Origin of the sequence: Variovorax sp. V15 (assembly GCF_041154425.1) — a bacterium.
GTDB classification, from domain to species: domain Bacteria; phylum Pseudomonadota; class Gammaproteobacteria; order Burkholderiales; family Burkholderiaceae_C; genus Variovorax; species Variovorax guangxiensis.
In genome coordinates, this window is sequence record NZ_AP028659.1 from 6,561,575 (window position 1) to 6,578,128 (window position 16,554).

General features: G+C 60.8%; 9 protein-coding genes, 2 tRNA genes and 3 rRNA genes. 6 read left to right on the forward strand and 8 right to left on the reverse strand.

Annotated elements, in window-relative coordinates; genetic code table 11:
* Positions 1-36 precede the first annotated feature (36 nt).
* On the reverse strand, positions 37-2,361 hold the full coding sequence (locus ACAM57_RS30970; protein WP_369660087.1) for an ATP-binding protein: 2,325 nt from the start codon (positions 2,359-2,361) through the stop codon (positions 37-39).
* A 116-nt stretch (positions 2,362-2,477) separates the two neighbouring features.
* Between ACAM57_RS30970 and ACAM57_RS30975 the strand changes: the two genes are divergently transcribed.
* From ACAM57_RS30975 to ACAM57_RS30985, 3 genes are all read left to right on the forward strand, one after another.
* The gene (locus tag ACAM57_RS30975) at positions 2,478-3,677 is read left to right on the forward strand and encodes a threonine ammonia-lyase (RefSeq protein WP_369660088.1); all 1,200 of its coding nucleotides are present in this window, start codon (positions 2,478-2,480) and stop codon (positions 3,675-3,677) included.
* A 119-nt stretch (positions 3,678-3,796) separates the two neighbouring features.
* Positions 3,797-3,949, forward strand: coding sequence for a hypothetical protein (locus tag ACAM57_RS30980; RefSeq protein ID WP_165909630.1), 153 nt, complete (start codon positions 3,797-3,799; stop codon positions 3,947-3,949).
* Between the two features lie 153 nt (positions 3,950-4,102).
* A complete protein-coding gene (locus ACAM57_RS30985; protein ID WP_369660089.1) occupies positions 4,103-5,968 on the forward strand; it encodes a phosphoenolpyruvate carboxykinase (GTP) in 1,866 nt (621 codons plus the stop codon).
* A gap of 261 nt (positions 5,969-6,229) precedes the next feature.
* Here ACAM57_RS30985 and rrf read toward each other — a convergent pair.
* From rrf to ACAM57_RS31015, 6 genes are all read right to left on the reverse strand, one after another.
* Positions 6,230-6,342 (reverse strand): 5S ribosomal RNA (gene rrf / locus ACAM57_RS30990).
* A gap of 127 nt (positions 6,343-6,469) precedes the next feature.
* A 23S ribosomal RNA gene (locus tag ACAM57_RS30995) occupies positions 6,470-9,340 on the reverse strand.
* 316 nt (positions 9,341-9,656) lie between these two features.
* A tRNA-Ala gene (locus tag ACAM57_RS31000) sits at positions 9,657-9,732 on the reverse strand.
* Positions 9,733-9,761: 29 nt separating this feature from the next.
* Positions 9,762-9,838, reverse strand: a tRNA-Ile gene (locus tag ACAM57_RS31005).
* A 79-nt stretch (positions 9,839-9,917) separates the two neighbouring features.
* Positions 9,918-11,452 (reverse strand): 16S ribosomal RNA (locus ACAM57_RS31010).
* Together the 16S, 23S and 5S rRNA genes with 2 tRNA genes alongside form the textbook arrangement of a ribosomal RNA operon.
* A 710-nt stretch (positions 11,453-12,162) precedes the next feature.
* Complete coding sequence (locus ACAM57_RS31015; RefSeq protein ID WP_369660090.1) at positions 12,163-12,705, reverse strand: hypothetical protein; 543 nt, start codon at positions 12,703-12,705, stop codon at positions 12,163-12,165.
* Between the two features lie 121 nt (positions 12,706-12,826).
* Here ACAM57_RS31015 and ACAM57_RS31020 point away from each other — a divergent pair, with 121 nt between their 5' ends.
* A complete protein-coding gene (locus ACAM57_RS31020; RefSeq protein ID WP_369660091.1) occupies positions 12,827-13,807 on the forward strand; it encodes a LysR family transcriptional regulator in 981 nt (326 codons plus the stop codon).
* Positions 13,808-13,831: 24 nt separating this feature from the next.
* On the opposite strand, the gene ACAM57_RS31025 is transcribed toward ACAM57_RS31020, so the two are convergent.
* Complete coding sequence (locus ACAM57_RS31025; RefSeq protein ID WP_165909565.1) at positions 13,832-14,005, reverse strand: hypothetical protein; 174 nt, start codon at positions 14,003-14,005, stop codon at positions 13,832-13,834.
* Positions 14,006-14,129: 124 nt separating this feature from the next.
* Here ACAM57_RS31025 and ACAM57_RS31030 point away from each other — a divergent pair, with 124 nt between their 5' ends.
* Together ACAM57_RS31030 and ACAM57_RS31035 are read left to right on the forward strand one after the other, a co-directional pair.
* On the forward strand, positions 14,130-14,957 hold the full coding sequence (locus ACAM57_RS31030; RefSeq protein ID WP_369660092.1) for a metallophosphoesterase: 828 nt from the start codon (positions 14,130-14,132) through the stop codon (positions 14,955-14,957).
* 74 nt (positions 14,958-15,031) lie between these two features.
* Positions 15,032-16,537: an amidase gene (locus ACAM57_RS31035; RefSeq protein ID WP_369660093.1), complete on the forward strand. Its 1,506-nt coding sequence runs from the start codon at positions 15,032-15,034 to the stop codon at positions 16,535-16,537.
* Positions 16,538-16,554 lie beyond the last annotated feature (17 nt).

A 16,554-nucleotide genomic window follows, 5' to 3' on the forward strand; every position in this document is an offset into this window, starting at 1 on the left:
GCCGCCCGCGCCTTCGGCTTGCCGCTGGAGCCTGAGCTACTGCACGAAGCCCATGCCGCGCGATTCGCGCACTTCGGGCTTGATGCGGTGCTCGGCTTCGAGCTGGTCCAGGAACTCGCTCGCGGAGAACTCCGTGGCCAGGATATCGGTCTGCCTTTTCACCGCCGCGAAATCGCCCGGGCACAGCTGCCCCAGCGCTGCGAGGCGCGAACGCATGGCAGCCGTCATGAGCTCGGCGTCGCCCGCGAGCGCCTCGGTGACGAACATGCGCTCGCGCTGCGCCGCGGTGAGCGGCATGAACTTGATCTTGAAGGTGAAGCGCCGCAGCGCCGCCTGGTCGAGCCGGTCGAGCAGGTTGGTGGTGCAGACGAAGACGCCGTTGAAGCGCTCCATGCCCTGCAGCATCTCGTTGACCTCGGTGACCTCGTAGGTGCGCTGCGCGCCGCGCCGGTCCTGCAGGAAGCTGTCGGCCTCGTCGAGCAGCAGCACCGCCTTTTCGGTCTCGGCCTCGCGGAACATGGCGGCCATGTTCTGCTCGGTTTCGCCGACGTACTTGCTCATGAGGTCGCTGGCCTGCTTCACGATGAGCGGGCGGCCGATCGAGCGGGCGATGTGCTCGGCCAGCGCCGTCTTGCCGGTGCCCGGCGCGCCGTAGAAGCACAGCGTGCCGTGGCCGCGCGCCTTCAGCGCCTCGACGATGCGCGGGATCTCGAAGCGGGTCTCGACGTTGAGCATGTCGAGGTCGTAGGTGGTGACGCTGCGGCGTTCGCCGCGCGCGGCATCGGCGGTGCCGAGCGCGAGGTCGGCATTGCGCAGCTGGCGTTCGATGAGCGCTTCCATCGAGGCGCCTTCGGCGCCGGCCAGTCCGGCGAAGCGCACCGCCGTACGGATCTGCGCGGGCGTGAGGCCCTTGCGTTCCGCGAGCTTGGCGGTGAAGGCTTCGGACACGACCACGCCTTCGAGCGTCTTCTTCACGAGCTGCTCGCGCGCGCCGGGCGGCGGCGACTTGAGCTCGAGGTGATAGGCGAAGCGCCGGCGGAAGGCCGGGTCGATCTGCTCGATGCGGTTGGTGACCCACAGCGTGGGCACCGGATTGGCCTCCAGGATCTGGTTGACCCAGGCCTTGCCGCTCACGCTGCCGCTGGTGGGCGCGGGAATCTGCTCGGCGCGCGCCATGAACTGCGCGGCCTCGGTGCTGATGGGCGGGAACACGTCCTCGACCTCGTCGAACAGCAGCGCCGCCTGTGCGCTGCCCTTGAGGAACACCTGCGCGATCTGCAGAGAGCGGTAGCGGTCGCGGCCGCTGAGCGAGTTGCCGTCGCGGTCCGCGTACTCGACTTCGAAGAGCTCGAGCCCGGCGGCCTGCGCCACGACCTTCGCGAGCTCGGTCTTTCCGGTGCCTGGCGGGCCGTAGAGCAGCACATTGACGCCCGGCTCCTTGCGCGCGACGGCGGCACGCAGCAGTGTGACGAGCATCTGCGCGTCCTCCTGCACGAAGGAGAAGTCCTGCGGCGTAAGCGCGCTCTTGGCCGAGGGACGCGTGAACACGGCCATCAGCTCGTTGTGGTCGCGGTACTCGCGCATGAGCACCGGCGGCAGCTTCTCGCTGACCTTCATGAGGTCGGCGAGGTCGGTGATGTTGTGCTCGGAGATGAGGTTCTCGACGAGCCCGATGCGCTCGAGCCGCGAACCGGCGCGCAGTGCCTCGCCCACGTCGCTCGCGTTCACGCCGGCGATGTCGGCGATGGCGGCATAGGCCTCGGGCGCGTTGTTGACCTTGAACTCGACCAGCAGCGAGCGCAGGTCGCGCTGGTAGCGCGCGAGCGTGCCGTACAGCAGCAGCGCACGCTCGGCCTTGTTGAGCTGCAGCAGGCCCGCGAGCGCGTCGATGTTCTTCTCGACCAGCGTCGATTGCTTGCGCAGCGCGTGCGTGAGCCAGTCGCGCGTGACGGCCAGCACCGAAAGCAGGTCCTTGGGCTGGTCCTTCGCGTATTCGTCGAGATAGAAGAAGAGCGTGCCTTCCTCGTACGGGCCGCGCCACACGCCGTGACGCTCCAGCAGCGTGCGGCCATCGAAGTCTTCGACGCCCTTCCAGGCTTCGTTGCCGGCACAGCGTCGGCCGAGGAATTCGCGCAGCCGCTGCAGTACCGCGGCAGGCCACACGAGATGCCGCCCGGTGAGCGAGAGCAGCCCGTTGATATCGCGCCGCACGTTGAAGCGCGGCCCCTGCTTGGCTGCGAGCGTGAGCACGAAGTGCGAGCACATGAGCTCGAGCACCGGTGCCTCCTTGAGTCCGGGCGACGGCAATGCCTGCCCGCGTACCGCAGCAGCCACGACATCGACACCCGCACGCTTGACCATCAGGCAACCTCCAACGAGGACAATTTCGGAGAGACCATAACGCAGACTTTTGGCTTCGGGAAGACCGTGAAACGGGAAAAACCCTGATGGGTGCGATTCCAGCCACAATGCGCGCCATGGTCGGAATCCAGGAAATCGAACGCGCCGCGGCGCGGCTCCAGGGGCAGGTGCTCAACACGCCGTGCGTGGAGTCGCGCACCCTTTCGGAAATCGTCGGCGCTCAGGTGTTCCTGAAATTCGAGAACCTGCAGTTCACATCCTCGTTCAAGGAGCGGGGGGCATGCAACAAGCTGGTGGATCTTTCCGAGAACGGTACACGCGGAGTGATCGCCATGTCTGCCGGCAACCATGCGCAGGGTGTGGCCTATCACGCGCAACGCCTCGGGCTTCGGGCGCTGATCGTGATGCCGCGCTTCACGCCCGGCGTGAAGATCGAACGCACGCGCGGCTTCGGCGCCGAGGTGGTGCTGCACGGCGACACGCTGGAAGCGGCGCGCACCCATGCTTTCGAGCTTGCGCAGCGCGAGGGGCTGACCTTCGTGCATCCCTACGACGACGAAGCGATCATCGCCGGCCAGGGCACCGTGGCGCTGGAGATGCTCGACGCCGTTTCCAATCTCGACGCGCTGGTGGTGTCGGTCGGTGGCGGCGGGCTGATCGCGGGCATGGCAGTAGCCGCGCGCGAACGCAAGCCGGACATCGAGATCGTCGGCGTGCAGACCACGCGCTTTCCGGCGATGGTCAACGCCGTCAAGGGTACCCACCATGCGCAGGGCTCGAGCACCATCGCCGAAGGCATCGCGGTCGGTACACCCGGTGTGCTGACGCAGCAGATCATCGGGAGCAAGGTCGACGACCTGCTGCTGGTGGATGAAGGCGATATCGAGCAGGGCGTGCTGATGCTGCTGGAGATCGAAAAGACCCTGGTCGAGGGTGCGGGTGCCGCCGGACTGGCGGCGTTGATACGGCACCCCGAGCGCTTCCGGGGCAAGCGCGTGGGTCTGGTGCTGTCGGGTGGCAACATCGATCCGCTGCTGCTGGCGGCCATCATCGAGCGCGGCATGGTTCGGGCGGGGCGGCTGGCGCGCATCCGGGTGAGCGCACGCGACGTGCCGGGCTCGCTGGCCCACATCACGGCCACTGTGGCCGAAGCGGGCGCTAACGTCGACGAGGTTCATCACCAACGCGCCTTCACCATGCTGGCGGCGCAGAATGTCGATGTCGAGCTGGTCCTGCAGACCCGCGGACGGGCCCACCTGGCCAGCGTGCTGTCCGCGCTGAAGGACGCCGGCTTCGAGGCCGAAGAGCAGCATTGAGCTGCAAGATCAAGCCCGCAAGGCGCTGTTTGGGGGCTCGCATCCCCCTAGAACGGCTCCGGACGGCCCGCCGGTAAAATGCCATCAGTTTGTCAATTGCGTATTCGAGGAATTTCCCGATGTCCAATCCCACTCCCGTCGAGCCGAGCCACAGCGCGGCCGTCGAACATGACGCTGTCGAGTCGGTCGTTCACCTGATGCCGCTGGTGCTTCCGCTGGCTGGCGGCGTGCTGATGCTGCTGCTGGCATCCATCGCCGTCTACATGGCCTGACGCTGACAGGCGTTAGCGCCTTTGTCCGCGGGCGGTGCGGCCCGCGCTGACGCAATCTCCCGAAGCGAAACGTTTTCTCAAACGGACCTCCGTGCCTGAGCTGGCGCGGCGTCCCGTTCGGAAAGACGATTTTTCAACTTAGGAGATTTTCCGATGAACGCACCCACGATGAAGGGCCTCACCATTCAGGCGCCCTCATACGTCAAGAACGCGAAACTGATTGCCTGGGTGGCCGACATGGCCGCGCTGTGCAAACCCGAAGCCATCCACTGGTGCGACGGAAGCAAGGAAGAGTACGACCGCCTGTGCCAGCAACTGGTCGACGCCGGCACCTTCAAGAAGCTCAACCCCGCCAAGCGGCCCAATTCCTTCCTCGCGGTGTCCGACCCGAGCGACGTTGCGCGCGTGGAAGACCGCACCTACATTTGCTCCGAGCAGAAGGAAAACGCCGGCCCCACCAACAACTGGATGGCTCCCGCCGAGATGCGCGCGACCCTGCAGCCGCTGTTCGACGGCTGCATGAAGGGCCGCACGATGTACGTCGTGCCGTTCAGCATGGGCCCTCTGGGTTCGCCGATCGCGCACATCGGCATCGAGCTTTCCGACTCGCCCTACGTGGTGGTCAACATGCGCATCATGACCCGCATGGGCAAGGCCGTTTACAACGTGCTGGGCGCCGACGGCGAGTTCGTGCCCTGCGTGCATACCGTGGGTGCACCGCTCGAGCTTGGCCAGAAGGACGTGTCCTGGCCGTGCAACAAGACCAAGTACATCGTTCACTACCCCGAGACGCGCGAGATCTGGAGCTACGGCTCGGGCTACGGCGGCAACGCGCTGCTGGGCAAGAAGTGTTTCGCGCTGCGCATCGCCTCCAACATGGGCCGCGATGAAGGCTGGCTGGCCGAGCACATGCTCATCCTCGGCGTGACGAGTCCCGAGGGCAAGAAATACCACGTGGCGGCGGCTTTCCCCAGCGCCTGCGGCAAGACGAATTTCTCGATGCTGGTGCCGCCTGCGGGCTTCGAAGGCTGGAAGGTTACGACCATCGGCGACGACATCGCCTGGATCAAGCCCGGCAAGGACGGTCGCCTCTATGCGATCAACCCGGAAGCTGGTTATTTCGGCGTGGCGCCCGGCACCAACATGCTGACCAATCCGAACTGCATGGACAGCCTGCACCACGACGTGATCTTCACGAATGTGGCACTCACCGATGATGGCGACGTGTGGTGGGAAGGCATGGAGCAGGACACCAAGACGCTGCCCGGGCATCTCACCGACTGGCAAGGCAAGGACTGGACCCCGCAGATCGCGAAGGAAACCGGCGCCAAGGCTGCGCACCCGAACTCGCGTTTCACCGTGGCCGCGACGAACAACCCCGCGCTGGACGATGCCTGGGACGATCCGAAGGGTGTGGCGATCGACGCGTTCATCTTCGGTGGCCGCCGGTCGACCACCGTGCCGCTGGTGACCGAGGCACGCAACTGGGTCGAGGGTGTCTACATGGCAGCGACCATGGGTTCGGAGACCACCGCTGCAGCAGCCGGCCAGCAAGGCGTGGTGCGCCGCGACCCGTTCGCGATGCTGCCGTTCATGGGCTACAACATGAGCGACTACTTCCAGCATTGGCTCGATCTGGGCAAGAAGCTGGAAGCTGCTGGCGCGAAGTTGCCGAAGATCTACACGACCAACTGGTTCCGCAAGGGAGCTGATGGCAAGTTCGTCTGGCCAGGCTATGGCGAGAACATGCGTGTGCTGAAGTGGATGATCGATCGTGTCGAAGGTAACAAGACCGAAGGCGTGGATCACATCACCGGCGTGAGTCCGCGCTATGAGGATCTGAACTGGACTGGCTTGAATTTCAGCGCGGAGCAATTCGCTACTGTGACGAGTATCGACAAAGCCGCATGGCAAGCCGAGTTGAAGCTGCATGCGGAGCTGTTCAAGCAGCTTGAGCATCATCTCCCGAAGGAGCTTCCGGAGACCAAGGCTGCGATTGAGCAGCGCTTGGCTGCTTGATAGCAAGCTGCTTCCAAAAAAGCAAAGGCCCGATGGAAATCCATCGGGCTTTTTTATTTGTGCGCACTTCTCAGCAGAGCGGCATAGGCTACCAAGTCGGCTGGCTGCGGGGTTGGGCAGTTAGCGCCGCGAGTAATTCAGCTCTCGTAGTCGCTATGTAGCCTGTCTTAGGCCGTCTCCTGGCGTTTTTTCTTGTTTGTGCTGTGCAACAAAGCAAAAACCCCCGATCGCGATGGACCGGGGGTTTTTGGGGCTGTAAGAGCCTGACGATGACCTACTTTCACACGGGAACCCGCACTATCATCGGCGCTGAGTCGTTTCACTGTCCTGTTCGGGATGGGAAGGAGTGGGACCAACTCGCTATGGTCATCAGGCATAAAGGGTTGTCTGGCTGATCACATGATCAATCAGACGAATTCATAGAGTTTGGAATCAGTTTTGGCGAATTGTTTTGAATGCGTCAACTTGGCATAACACCTTGATCTGACTGATCAAAGTTATAGGGTCAAGCCGCACGAGCAATTAGTATCAGTTAGCTTAACGCATTACTGCGCTTCCACACCTGACCTATCAACGTCCTGGTCTTGAACGACTCTTCAGGGGGCTCAAGGCCCCGGCAGATCTCATCTTGAAACGAGTTTCCCGCTTAGATGCTTTCAGCGGTTATCTCTTCCACACTTAGCTACTCGGCAATGCCACTGGCGTGACAACCGATACACCAGAGGTGTGTCCACTCCGGTCCTCTCGTACTAGGAGCAGGCTTCCTCAAATCTGCAGCGCCCACGGAAGATAGGGACCAAACTGTCTCACGACGTTTTAAACCCAGCTCACGTACCTCTTTAAATGGCGAACAGCCATACCCTTGGGACCGGCTACAGCCCCAGGATGAGATGAGCCGACATCGAGGTGCCAAACACCGCCGTCGATATGAACTCTTGGGCGGTATCAGCCTGTTATCCCCAGAGTACCTTTTATCCGTTGAGCGATGGCCCTTCCATACAGAACCACCGGATCACTATGTCCTGCTTTCGCATCTGCTCGACTTGTCAGTCTCGCAGTTAAGCACGCTTATGCCATTGCACTATCGTCACGATGTCCGACCGTAACTAGCGTACCTTCGAACTCCTCCGTTACGCTTTGGGAGGAGACCGCCCCAGTCAAACTGCCTACCATGCACTGTCCCCGATCCAGATAATGGACCTAGGTTAGAACCTCAAACACACCAGGGTGGTATTTCAACGTTGGCTCCACAAGATCTAGCGACCCTGCTTCAAAGCCTCCCACCTATCCTACACAGATCTGTTCAAAGTCCAATACAAAGCTACAGTAAAGGTTCATGGGGTCTTTCCGTCTTTCCGCGGGGAGATTGCATCATCACAAACATTTCAACTTCGCTGAGTCTCAGGAGGAGACAGTGTGGCCATCGTTACGCCATTCGTGCAGGTCGGAACTTACCCGACAAGGAATTTCGCTACCTTAGGACCGTTATAGTTACGGCCGCCGTTTACTGGGACTTCAATCAAGAGCTTGCACCCCATCATTTAATCTTCCAGCACCGGGCAGGCGTCACACCCTATACGTCCACTTTCGTGTTTGCAGAGTGCTGTGTTTTTAATAAACAGTCGCAGCCACCGATTTTTTGCAACCCGTTCATGCTCCGTTGTTCACTTCACACTAATAGGGCACACCTTCTTCCGAAGTTACGGTGTCAATTTGCCGAGTTCCTTCTCCTGAGTTCTCTCAAGCGCCTTAGAATACTCATCTCGCGCACCAGTGTCGGTTTGCGGTACGGTCGTTGTTAGCTGAAGCTTAGTGGCTTTTCCTGGAACCTCGTTCAATCACTTCACCAGCAAGCTGGCTCGATCGATGGCCTCGGTATATGTGCACCGGATTTGCCTAATGCACGCCTACATCCATCTAAACCGGGATATCCAACACCCGGATGACCTATTAAGATCCGTCCCCACATCGCACTAACAATCGGTACAGGAATATTGACCTGTTTCCCATCAGCTACGCATCTCTGCCTCGCCTTAGGGGCCGACTCACTCTACGCCGATGAACGTTGCGTAGAAAACCTTGCGCTTACGGCGAGGGGGCTTTTCACCCCCTTTAACGCTACTCATGTCAGCATTCGCACTTCTGATACCTCCAGCACGCTTTACAACGCACCTTCACAGGCTTACAGAACGCTCTCCTACCACTTGCAATAAATTGCAAATCCGCAGCTTCGGTAACTGGCTTAGCCCCGTTACATCTTCCGCGCAGGACGACTCGATCAGTGAGCTATTACGCTTTCTTTAAATGATGGCTGCTTCTAAGCCAACATCCTGACTGTTTTAGCCTTCCCACTTCGTTTCCCACTTAGCCAATTTTAGGGACCTTAGCTGGCGGTCTGGGTTGTTTCCCTCTTGAGTCCGGACGTTAGCACCCGGTGCTCTGTCTCCCAAGCTGTACTCTTCGGTATTCGGAGTTTGCCTTGGTTTGGTAAGTCGCCATGACCCCCTAGCCAAAACAGTGCTCTACCCCCGAAGGTAATACTTGAGGCACTACCTAAATAGTTTTCGGAGAGAACCAGCTATTTCCAAGTTTGTTTAGCCTTTCACCCCTATCCACAGCTCATCCGCTAGTTTTGCAACACTAGTCGGTTCGGACCTCCAGTACCTGTTACGGCACCTTCATCCTGGCCATGGATAGATCACTTGGTTTCGGGTCTACACCCAGCGACTGATCGCCCTATTCGGACTCGATTTCTCTACGGCTTCCCTATTCGGTTAACCTTGCCACTGAATGTAAGTCGCTGACCCATTATACAAAAGGTACGCAGTCACCCTTGCGGGCTCCTACTTTTTGTAAGCACGCGGTTTCAGGATCTATTTCACTCCCCTCCCGGGGTTCTTTTCGCCTTTCCCTCACGGTACTAGTTCACTATCGGTCAATGATGAGTATTTAGCCTTGGAGGATGGTCCCCCCATATTCAGACAGGATTTCTCGTGTCCCGCCCTACTTGTCGTTAGCTCAGTACCACACAGGTCATTTCACGTACGGGGCTATCACCCGCTATGGCCAGCCTTTCCAAGCTGTTCCGTTATGTCTTGTGCTATCACTAACAGGCTTCTCCGATTTCGCTCGCCACTACTTTCGGAATCTCGGTTGATGTCTTTTCCTCGAGCTACTGAGATGTTTCAGTTCACCCGGTTCGCCTCGTTACCCTATGTATTCAGATAACGATACCTTTCGGTGGGTTTCCCCATTCGGAAATCTCCGGATCAAAGCTAATTTGCCAGCTCCCCGAAGCTTATCGCAGGCTATCACGTCCTTCGTCGCCTATCATTGCCAAGGCATCCACCACGTGCTCTTATTCACTTGACCCTATAACTTTGACGTTTCCTCACGGAAACCAAAGCCAATCAAGGAATTGCCAGGTCTTTCACCTGACGCGTTATGCCGTCTTCAAAAATCGATTTGATTCGAAATTGAAGTTTCTTTTGACGCAATCAAAAATTCTTGCTGCTGATGGCACGGTCCGCACTAAACCTTTACGAATGTGCGGTTTCCATCAGCAGCGCTGATTCGACTCTATGAATTTTTAAAGAACAGCCGATTGATCAAGAGATCCTGATCAACAACAAAGAAGCCTCATGCTTTCGCAGGAAGCCGCTTTGGTGTTGAGTAAGCATCGAGTTGTTGGTGGAGGATGACGGGATCGAACCGACGACCCCCTGCTTGCAAAGCAGGTGCTCTCCCAGCTGAGCTAATCCCCCTCAACTCTCACACGAGATATCAGAAGATTTGGTGGGTCTAGTTGGGCTCGAACCAACGACCCCCGCCTTATCAAGACGGTGCTCTAACCAGCTGAGCTACAGACCCATATCGATGACCTTGACGATCTCGACTTCTTCCAACAACCGATAAGTGTGGGCGTTTAAATTAAATTGCCTGTTTCCAGAAAGGAGGTGATCCAGCCGCACCTTCCGATACGGCTACCTTGTTACGACTTCACCCCAGTCACGAACCCTGCCGTGGTAATCGCCCTCCTTGCGGTTAAGCTAACTACTTCTGGCAGAACCCGCTCCCATGGTGTGACGGGCGGTGTGTACAAGACCCGGGAACGTATTCACCGTGACATTCTGATCCACGATTACTAGCGATTCCGACTTCACGCAGTCGAGTTGCAGACTGCGATCCGGACTACGACTGGTTTTATGGGATTAGCTCCCCCTCGCGGGTTGGCAACCCTTTGTACCAGCCATTGTATGACGTGTGTAGCCCCACCTATAAGGGCCATGAGGACTTGACGTCATCCCCACCTTCCTCCGGTTTGTCACCGGCAGTCTCATTAGAGTGCCCAACTGAATGTAGCAACTAATGACAAGGGTTGCGCTCGTTGCGGGACTTAACCCAACATCTCACGACACGAGCTGACGACAGCCATGCAGCACCTGTGTTACGGCTCTCTTTCGAGCACTAAGCCATCTCTGGCAAATTCCGTACATGTCAAAGGTGGGTAAGGTTTTTCGCGTTGCATCGAATTAAACCACATCATCCACCGCTTGTGCGGGTCCCCGTCAATTCCTTTGAGTTTCAACCTTGCGGCCGTACTCCCCAGGCGGTCAACTTCACGCGTTAGCTTCGTTACTGAGTCAGTGAAGACCCAACAACCAGTTGACATCGTTTAGGGCGTGGACTACCAGGGTATCTAATCCTGTTTGCTCCCCACGCTTTCGTGCATGAGCGTCAGTACAGGCCCAGGGGATTGCCTTCGCCATCGGTGTTCCTCCGCATATCTACGCATTTCACTGCTACACGCGGAATTCCATCCCCCTCTGCCGTACTCCAGCAATGCAGTCACAGATGCAGTTCCCAGGTTGAGCCCGGGGATTTCACAACTGTCTTACATCACCGCCTGCGCACGCTTTACGCCCAGTAATTCCGATTAACGCTTGCACCCTACGTATTACCGCGGCTGCTGGCACGTAGTTAGCCGGTGCTTATTCTTACGGTACCGTCATTAGCCCTCTTTATTAGAAAGAGCCGTTTCGTTCCGTACAAAAGCAGTTTACAACCCGAAGGCCTTCATCCTGCACGCGGCATGGCTGGATCAGGCTTGCGCCCATTGTCCAAAATTCCCCACTGCTGCCTCCCGTAGGAGTCTGGGCCGTGTCTCAGTCCCAGTGTGGCTGGTCGTCCTCTCAGACCAGCTACAGATCGAAGGCTTGGTGAGCCTTTACCTCACCAACTACCTAATCTGCCATCGGCCGCTCCATTCGCGCAAGGTCTTGCGATCCCCTGCTTTCATCCGTAGATCGTATGCGGTATTAGCACAGCTTTCGCTGCGTTATCCCCCACGATTGGGCACGTTCCGATGTATTACTCACCCGTTCGCCACTCGCCGCCAGGATTGCTCCCGCGCTGCCGTTCGACTTGCATGTGTAAGGCATGCCGCCAGCGTTCAATCTGAGCCAGGATCAAACTCTATAGTTCGATCTTGATTTTTGCGCCCCATCTCGCGATGGAGCAAAACTCACAAAAACGGAATTGAAGTGAACTTCACTTCTATTCTCATGAGCGTTTTAAGTCTTGCGACTTGTTCCGAAGAACTTGTGCAATTACCTTCAAACGCCCACGCTTATCGGCTGTAATTTTTTAACGATCACCGAAGCAACTTGTCGTTTACTTCGTTTGCTTGCTGCGATCAGCGAAGCCTTGTAGTCTAGCACGATTTTTAAAGAATCGCCAAACTTTTTTCGCTTTTCATTTCTTCATTATTCGCAGCTCACAACTTTCATTGTCAGCCGCCGAAGTCATTTCAGCGAAGCCTTGCAGTCTAGCACGATTTTTTCAAATCAACCAAACTATTTTGGCTTTTTACATCCGCCAACTTTTTTCGCAACCCGCAACTTTCATCGCAAGTCGCTGAAGCAGTTCGTTTCAGCGAAGCCTTCGATTATGCACTGTTTTTTCAAACCGCGTCAACTTTTTCGAAGACTTTTCTTCACTCCGTCCAACAAGCCCCTAAGAACCTGCAAGACCTGAACACCAGGAGGCATTCAGCAGCGAAGCCCACGAGTATATGACAGATTTTGAGACTCTGTCTACTCTTTCGCACTTTTTGCGCAGCGGCCGTGCGCCTCCCCTCATAAATAAAGAAAGCCGCCCGAAGGCGGCTTTCTTTATTGGCGAATCGCTGCTGCTTAGTAGTAGCGCGAACTGTTCATGCGGCGCATCGCTTCGTACAGCGTGGGCATGCGCACTTCCTGCGAGCGGGCGCTCATGCGGGCCAGTGCATCGATCTTGGCGGCTTCGGCTGCGGGCACGGTGCCTTCCGATTGCTGGCGCCACATGGCGGCCTGCAGTTCCTGCATCACGCGCGGGTCGCTTTGAGCGGTGGCGAGGAAGCGGGCGTCGGCACGCGCCGCGGCACGGCGTTCGGCAGCTGCGCGCCACGCGGCGGCGAGGCTGCTCTGGCGGACCGAGCCGGCGAACAGCGCGAACAAGGCGATGGCTGCAATGCAGAACACCGTCCAGGCAGCAAGCAGGCCGCCGTCGTTCCAGTTGGAAACGAGCGACTCGGTCACCACAAGGACGGCCGCCGCGATGGCGACGATCAACAGGGCGATCAGCGGGCGGGCGCCATTGGCGCCTGCGCGTGCGGCCTGGATCTGGCCGAACAGGACCTCGGCGCGACGGACGCCGGGGTGGACGGTAGGTTGCTCAACGTGAACGAAGCTGGTCATGATGCATCCCTCCTGGGACATTGGTAATCAGTGGTGGCGAACAAGGCCGATGGGGTGATATTAGGGATTACCCCAGTGTTTATCCACTTTATCTTTCTGATGTTTATCATTCACAAGGCTGATGGACGTCAACTTTCGCACGCTCGACCTCAACCTGCTCCGCGTCTTCGACGAGGTGATGGCCGAACGCAACCTCACGCGAGCCGCTCGCAACCTGTCGATCACCCAGCCGGCGGTAAGCAATGCGCTGCGACGCCTGCGCGAAGTCCTGGGCGACGAGCTGGTGCGCCGCTCCGGCGCAGGCGTCGAGCCCACCCCTCGCGCGCTCGCCCTCTGGCCGACCGTGCGGGACGCCCTGCGCCAGTTGCAGCACACGCTGGCCCCCGGCGAATTCGATGCCGGCACGGCCGACACGACGTTCCTCTTGGCGATGGCCGATGCCACCGCGGCGGAGCTCATCCCGGGCCTGGTCCAGATCGCCGAAAAGGAAGCTCCGGCCATTTCCCTGCGCGTGCTGCCGCTGACCACGCGCGATCCGCGCCGCATGCTGGAACAGGAAGAGGTCGACATGGCGGTCGGCTACTTCCCGGCGGTGATCGCGAGCCTCGCGGCGCGGGGGCAGTCGGGGGTAGGGGTTCCGTTCGAGACCCAGCGGCTCTACCTGGGCCAATATGTATGCGTGATGCGGCGGGGCCATCCGCTGGCGGATGCGCCCCTCACGCTGGACGACTACTGTGCCGCCCGCCACCTGCTGGTGAGTTTCTCGGGCCGGCCCTACGGCTTCATCGACCAGACGTTGGGCGCCATGGGCCGCGAGCGGCGCATCGTGGTGACGGTGAACCAGTTCTTCACCGCAGGCAGGGTGGTCGCCAATTCGGATCTGCTGACCGTGCTGCCCCGCCACTTCGTGACCGTGACCGGCATCGACGACCAGCTGGTACTGCGCGACCTTCCCTTCGACCAGCCGCCGGTACACGTGGATGCGATCTGGCATCGGCGCGCCCAGCACGGGCATTCTCACGAATGGCTGCGAAATGCGCTGTTGCGCTCGGCAGCCGCGGCTTTCGCCGGCTCGGCCCTCGGACAGAAGGTGCCCGACTGACCTGTTGCGCTATCTATATGCGGATCAGCGGACGACGCTGAGCCAGGCGCTGGCTGCGGCGCGCAGCTCCTGGGCGTGATGGGCTCCGCGGCCGGCGCGCATGTCGGCGCTTTCCATCAGTGCGGCGGCGTGGCTGGCCGGGGCATTGGCGCTGGAAGAACGGAAGAAGCGGGCCACTTGGGCGATGAGGCTGAACATGATGGTGCGCGGCTCGTGGCTGCGCTGGAGTGGTTGATGCTCCAAGAATAAGGGTTAACCCTAGAAGATCAAGCCAAACCTTATGCGTGTCACGCATGGGGCAATTCACTAGACTGGCTCGACGATGAAGCTGCAACTGCTGTCCGACCTGCACCTGGAGTCCCATCCCCGCTTCCGAGCCGAGCCCCTGCCCGGCGCCGACATGCTGATCCTGGCGGGCGACATCGGCTCCTACCAGCAGGGCTCCCGCCTGACCGACACCGACTTCGGCCTGGGCCGCTTCTCCCCCCGCAAGGGCTGGCCGGTGCCGGTGATCTACGTGCCGGGCAACCATGAATACGACAACGTCGACTTCGACGAGACCCACCAGCGCCTGCGCGCCCTCTGCGACGAGCTCAACATCATCTGGCTGGAGCGCGAAACCCGGGTAATCGAAGGCGTCCGCTTCGTCGGCACCACGCTCTGGGCCGATTTCGACGCGCTCGCCGAGCCGACAGACAGCCTCGCCGAAGCACTCAAGAAGCGCGGCAAGGCCATGCGCGCGGCCGATTTCTATCTTGAAAAAGCAGCCACCATGCGTAACGGTGAGCTGTTCCTCGCCGCGCAGCTGCGCGACCAGGGGCTGGCCTGCCAGGACTGGCTCAAGCAGGCGCTGGCCGAGCCATTCGACGGGACCACGGTCGCCATCACCCACTTCGCGCCCAGCCTCGAGAGCGGCGATCCGCGCTACGGATTGACACCCGGCACCGCAGGTTTTTGCAACGCGCTCGACGAGCTGCTGCCCCATGCACAGCTCTGGCTGCACGGCCACCTGCACTGCCCGTCCGACTACGTGAAGAACGGCTGCCGCGTGGTTGCCAACCCCCTGGGCTACGCGCGCAACGGCGAACAGGAAGGCTACAAGCCCCAGCTGCTGATCGAGGTGCCCGGCGCCCGGCACCAGCAGCGGTAACGGCCGGCAACGCGTTCGCCGCCATGGCTGTGTAGACTGGCCCGATTCCATCCGACCGGATGGGGGAGCGTGCCATGACGCAGCAGCAACAACAACGACGTCGCCACTTCCTGCAGCAGGCCGCCGGCGCAGCCGCGACCGCCGGGCTGTCCTCCTTCTGGCCGCGGGCTTTCGCCCAGAAGCCGGTCGAGGCGACCGGAGGCCGGGCCATGGGGCAGCTCTCGATCGCCGAGATGTCGCGCCGCCTCGCCGCCGGCGGCCTCAGCAGCGGCCAGCTCGTGGAAGAAGCGCTGGCCGCCATCCAGAACCCCGCCGGCGAAGGCGCCCGCACCTTCATCCGCGTGCATGCCGATTCGGCACGCGCCGCCGCCGCGCGGCTCGACGCCGAACGCAAGGGCGGCCGCCCCGCCGCCTCGCCCATCGCCGGCATCCCCATCTCGCTGAAGGACCTGTTCGACGAGGCCGGCGTCACCACGCTCGGCGGCTCGGTGGTGCTGGCCGGCCAGCCGCCGGCCGCGCGCGACGCCATCGTGGTCGAGCGGCTGCGGCGCGCGGGCGCGATCGTCATCGGGCGTTCCAACACGGTCGAGTTCGCATACACCGGCCTGGGCATCAACCCGCACTACGGCACGCCGAAGAACGCCTACGACCGCGCGACCGGCCGCATCCCCGGCGGCTCGACCTCCGGCGGCGCGATCTCGCTGACCGATGGCATGGCAGCCGGCGCCATCGGTACCGACACCGGCGGCTCGCTGCGCATTCCGGCCGCCCTCAACGGCCTGGTGGGCTTCAAGCCGACGCAGCGGCGCGTTCCGCTGGACGGCGTGCTGCCGCTGTCGACCTCCTTCGACTCGGCCGGTCCGATGGCGTGGACGGTGGAAGACTGCGCCCTGCTCGATTCCGTGCTCGCCGCCGAGCTGCCGCGCCCGCTGCGCGTGCTGCCGATGCGCGGCCTGCGCTTCGCGGTGCCCAGGACCTTCTTCCTCGACGAACTCTCGCCGCCCGTGGCTGCGGCCTTCGCCTCGGCGCTGGCCAAGCTCTCCGCCGCGGGCGCGACGATCACGGAGCTGCCGATGGCCGAGTTCGCGAAGGCGCCGACCATCAACCCGCGCGGGATGATCACCGCCGCCGAAGCCTTCACCTGGCACCGCGAGCTCATCAAGACCGGCGCCGCCAGGTACGACCCGCGCGTGCTGGCCCGCATCAGGACCGGCGAGACCATCACCGCGCCCGACTACCTGCAGCTGCAGGCGCTGCGCCGGCAGTTCATCCGCTCGATCAACACCGTGGCCGCGAGCTACGACGCAATGCTGATGCCCACCACGCCCGACATCGCGCCGCCGATCGCCGAAGTGCTGAAGGACGATGACACCTATTACCGGATCAACGGCCGCATGCTGCGCAACCCCGCGGTGGTGAACCTGTTCGACGGCTGCGCGCTCTCGGTGCCCTGCCATGACGCGGGCACCGCGCCGGTGGGGCTGATGGTGGCCAGCATCGGCAACACCGATCACCGCCTGCTGGCAGTGGGCGCGGCGGTGGAGGCGGTGGTAACGCCGAGGCGTGCGCTCAGCAGCTGAGCTGCCGCACCGCCAGC

Excerpts from the sequence above, each read along its gene's own strand:
- ACAM57_RS30980 (WP_165909630.1), top strand. The coding sequence starts at position 3,797 with ATGTCCAATCCCACTCCCGTCGAGCCGAGCCACAGCGCGGCCGTCGAA.
- ACAM57_RS31035 (WP_369660093.1), top strand. The coding sequence starts at position 15,032 with ATGACGCAGCAGCAACAACAACGACGTCGCCACTTCCTGCAGCAGGCC.
- ACAM57_RS30985 (WP_369660089.1), top strand. The coding sequence starts at position 4,103 with ATGAACGCACCCACGATGAAGGGCCTCACCATTCAGGCGCCCTCATAC.
- ACAM57_RS31015 (WP_369660090.1), bottom strand. The coding sequence starts at position 12,705 with ATGACCAGCTTCGTTCACGTTGAGCAACCTACCGTCCACCCCGGCGTC.
- ACAM57_RS31030 (WP_369660092.1), top strand. The coding sequence starts at position 14,130 with ATGAAGCTGCAACTGCTGTCCGACCTGCACCTGGAGTCCCATCCCCGC.
- ACAM57_RS31025 (WP_165909565.1), bottom strand. The coding sequence starts at position 14,005 with ATGTTCAGCCTCATCGCCCAAGTGGCCCGCTTCTTCCGTTCTTCCAGC.
- ACAM57_RS31020 (WP_369660091.1), top strand. The coding sequence starts at position 12,827 with ATGGACGTCAACTTTCGCACGCTCGACCTCAACCTGCTCCGCGTCTTC.
- ACAM57_RS30975 (WP_369660088.1), top strand. The coding sequence starts at position 2,478 with ATGGTCGGAATCCAGGAAATCGAACGCGCCGCGGCGCGGCTCCAGGGG.
- ACAM57_RS30970 (WP_369660087.1), bottom strand. The coding sequence starts at position 2,361 with ATGGTCAAGCGTGCGGGTGTCGATGTCGTGGCTGCTGCGGTACGCGGG.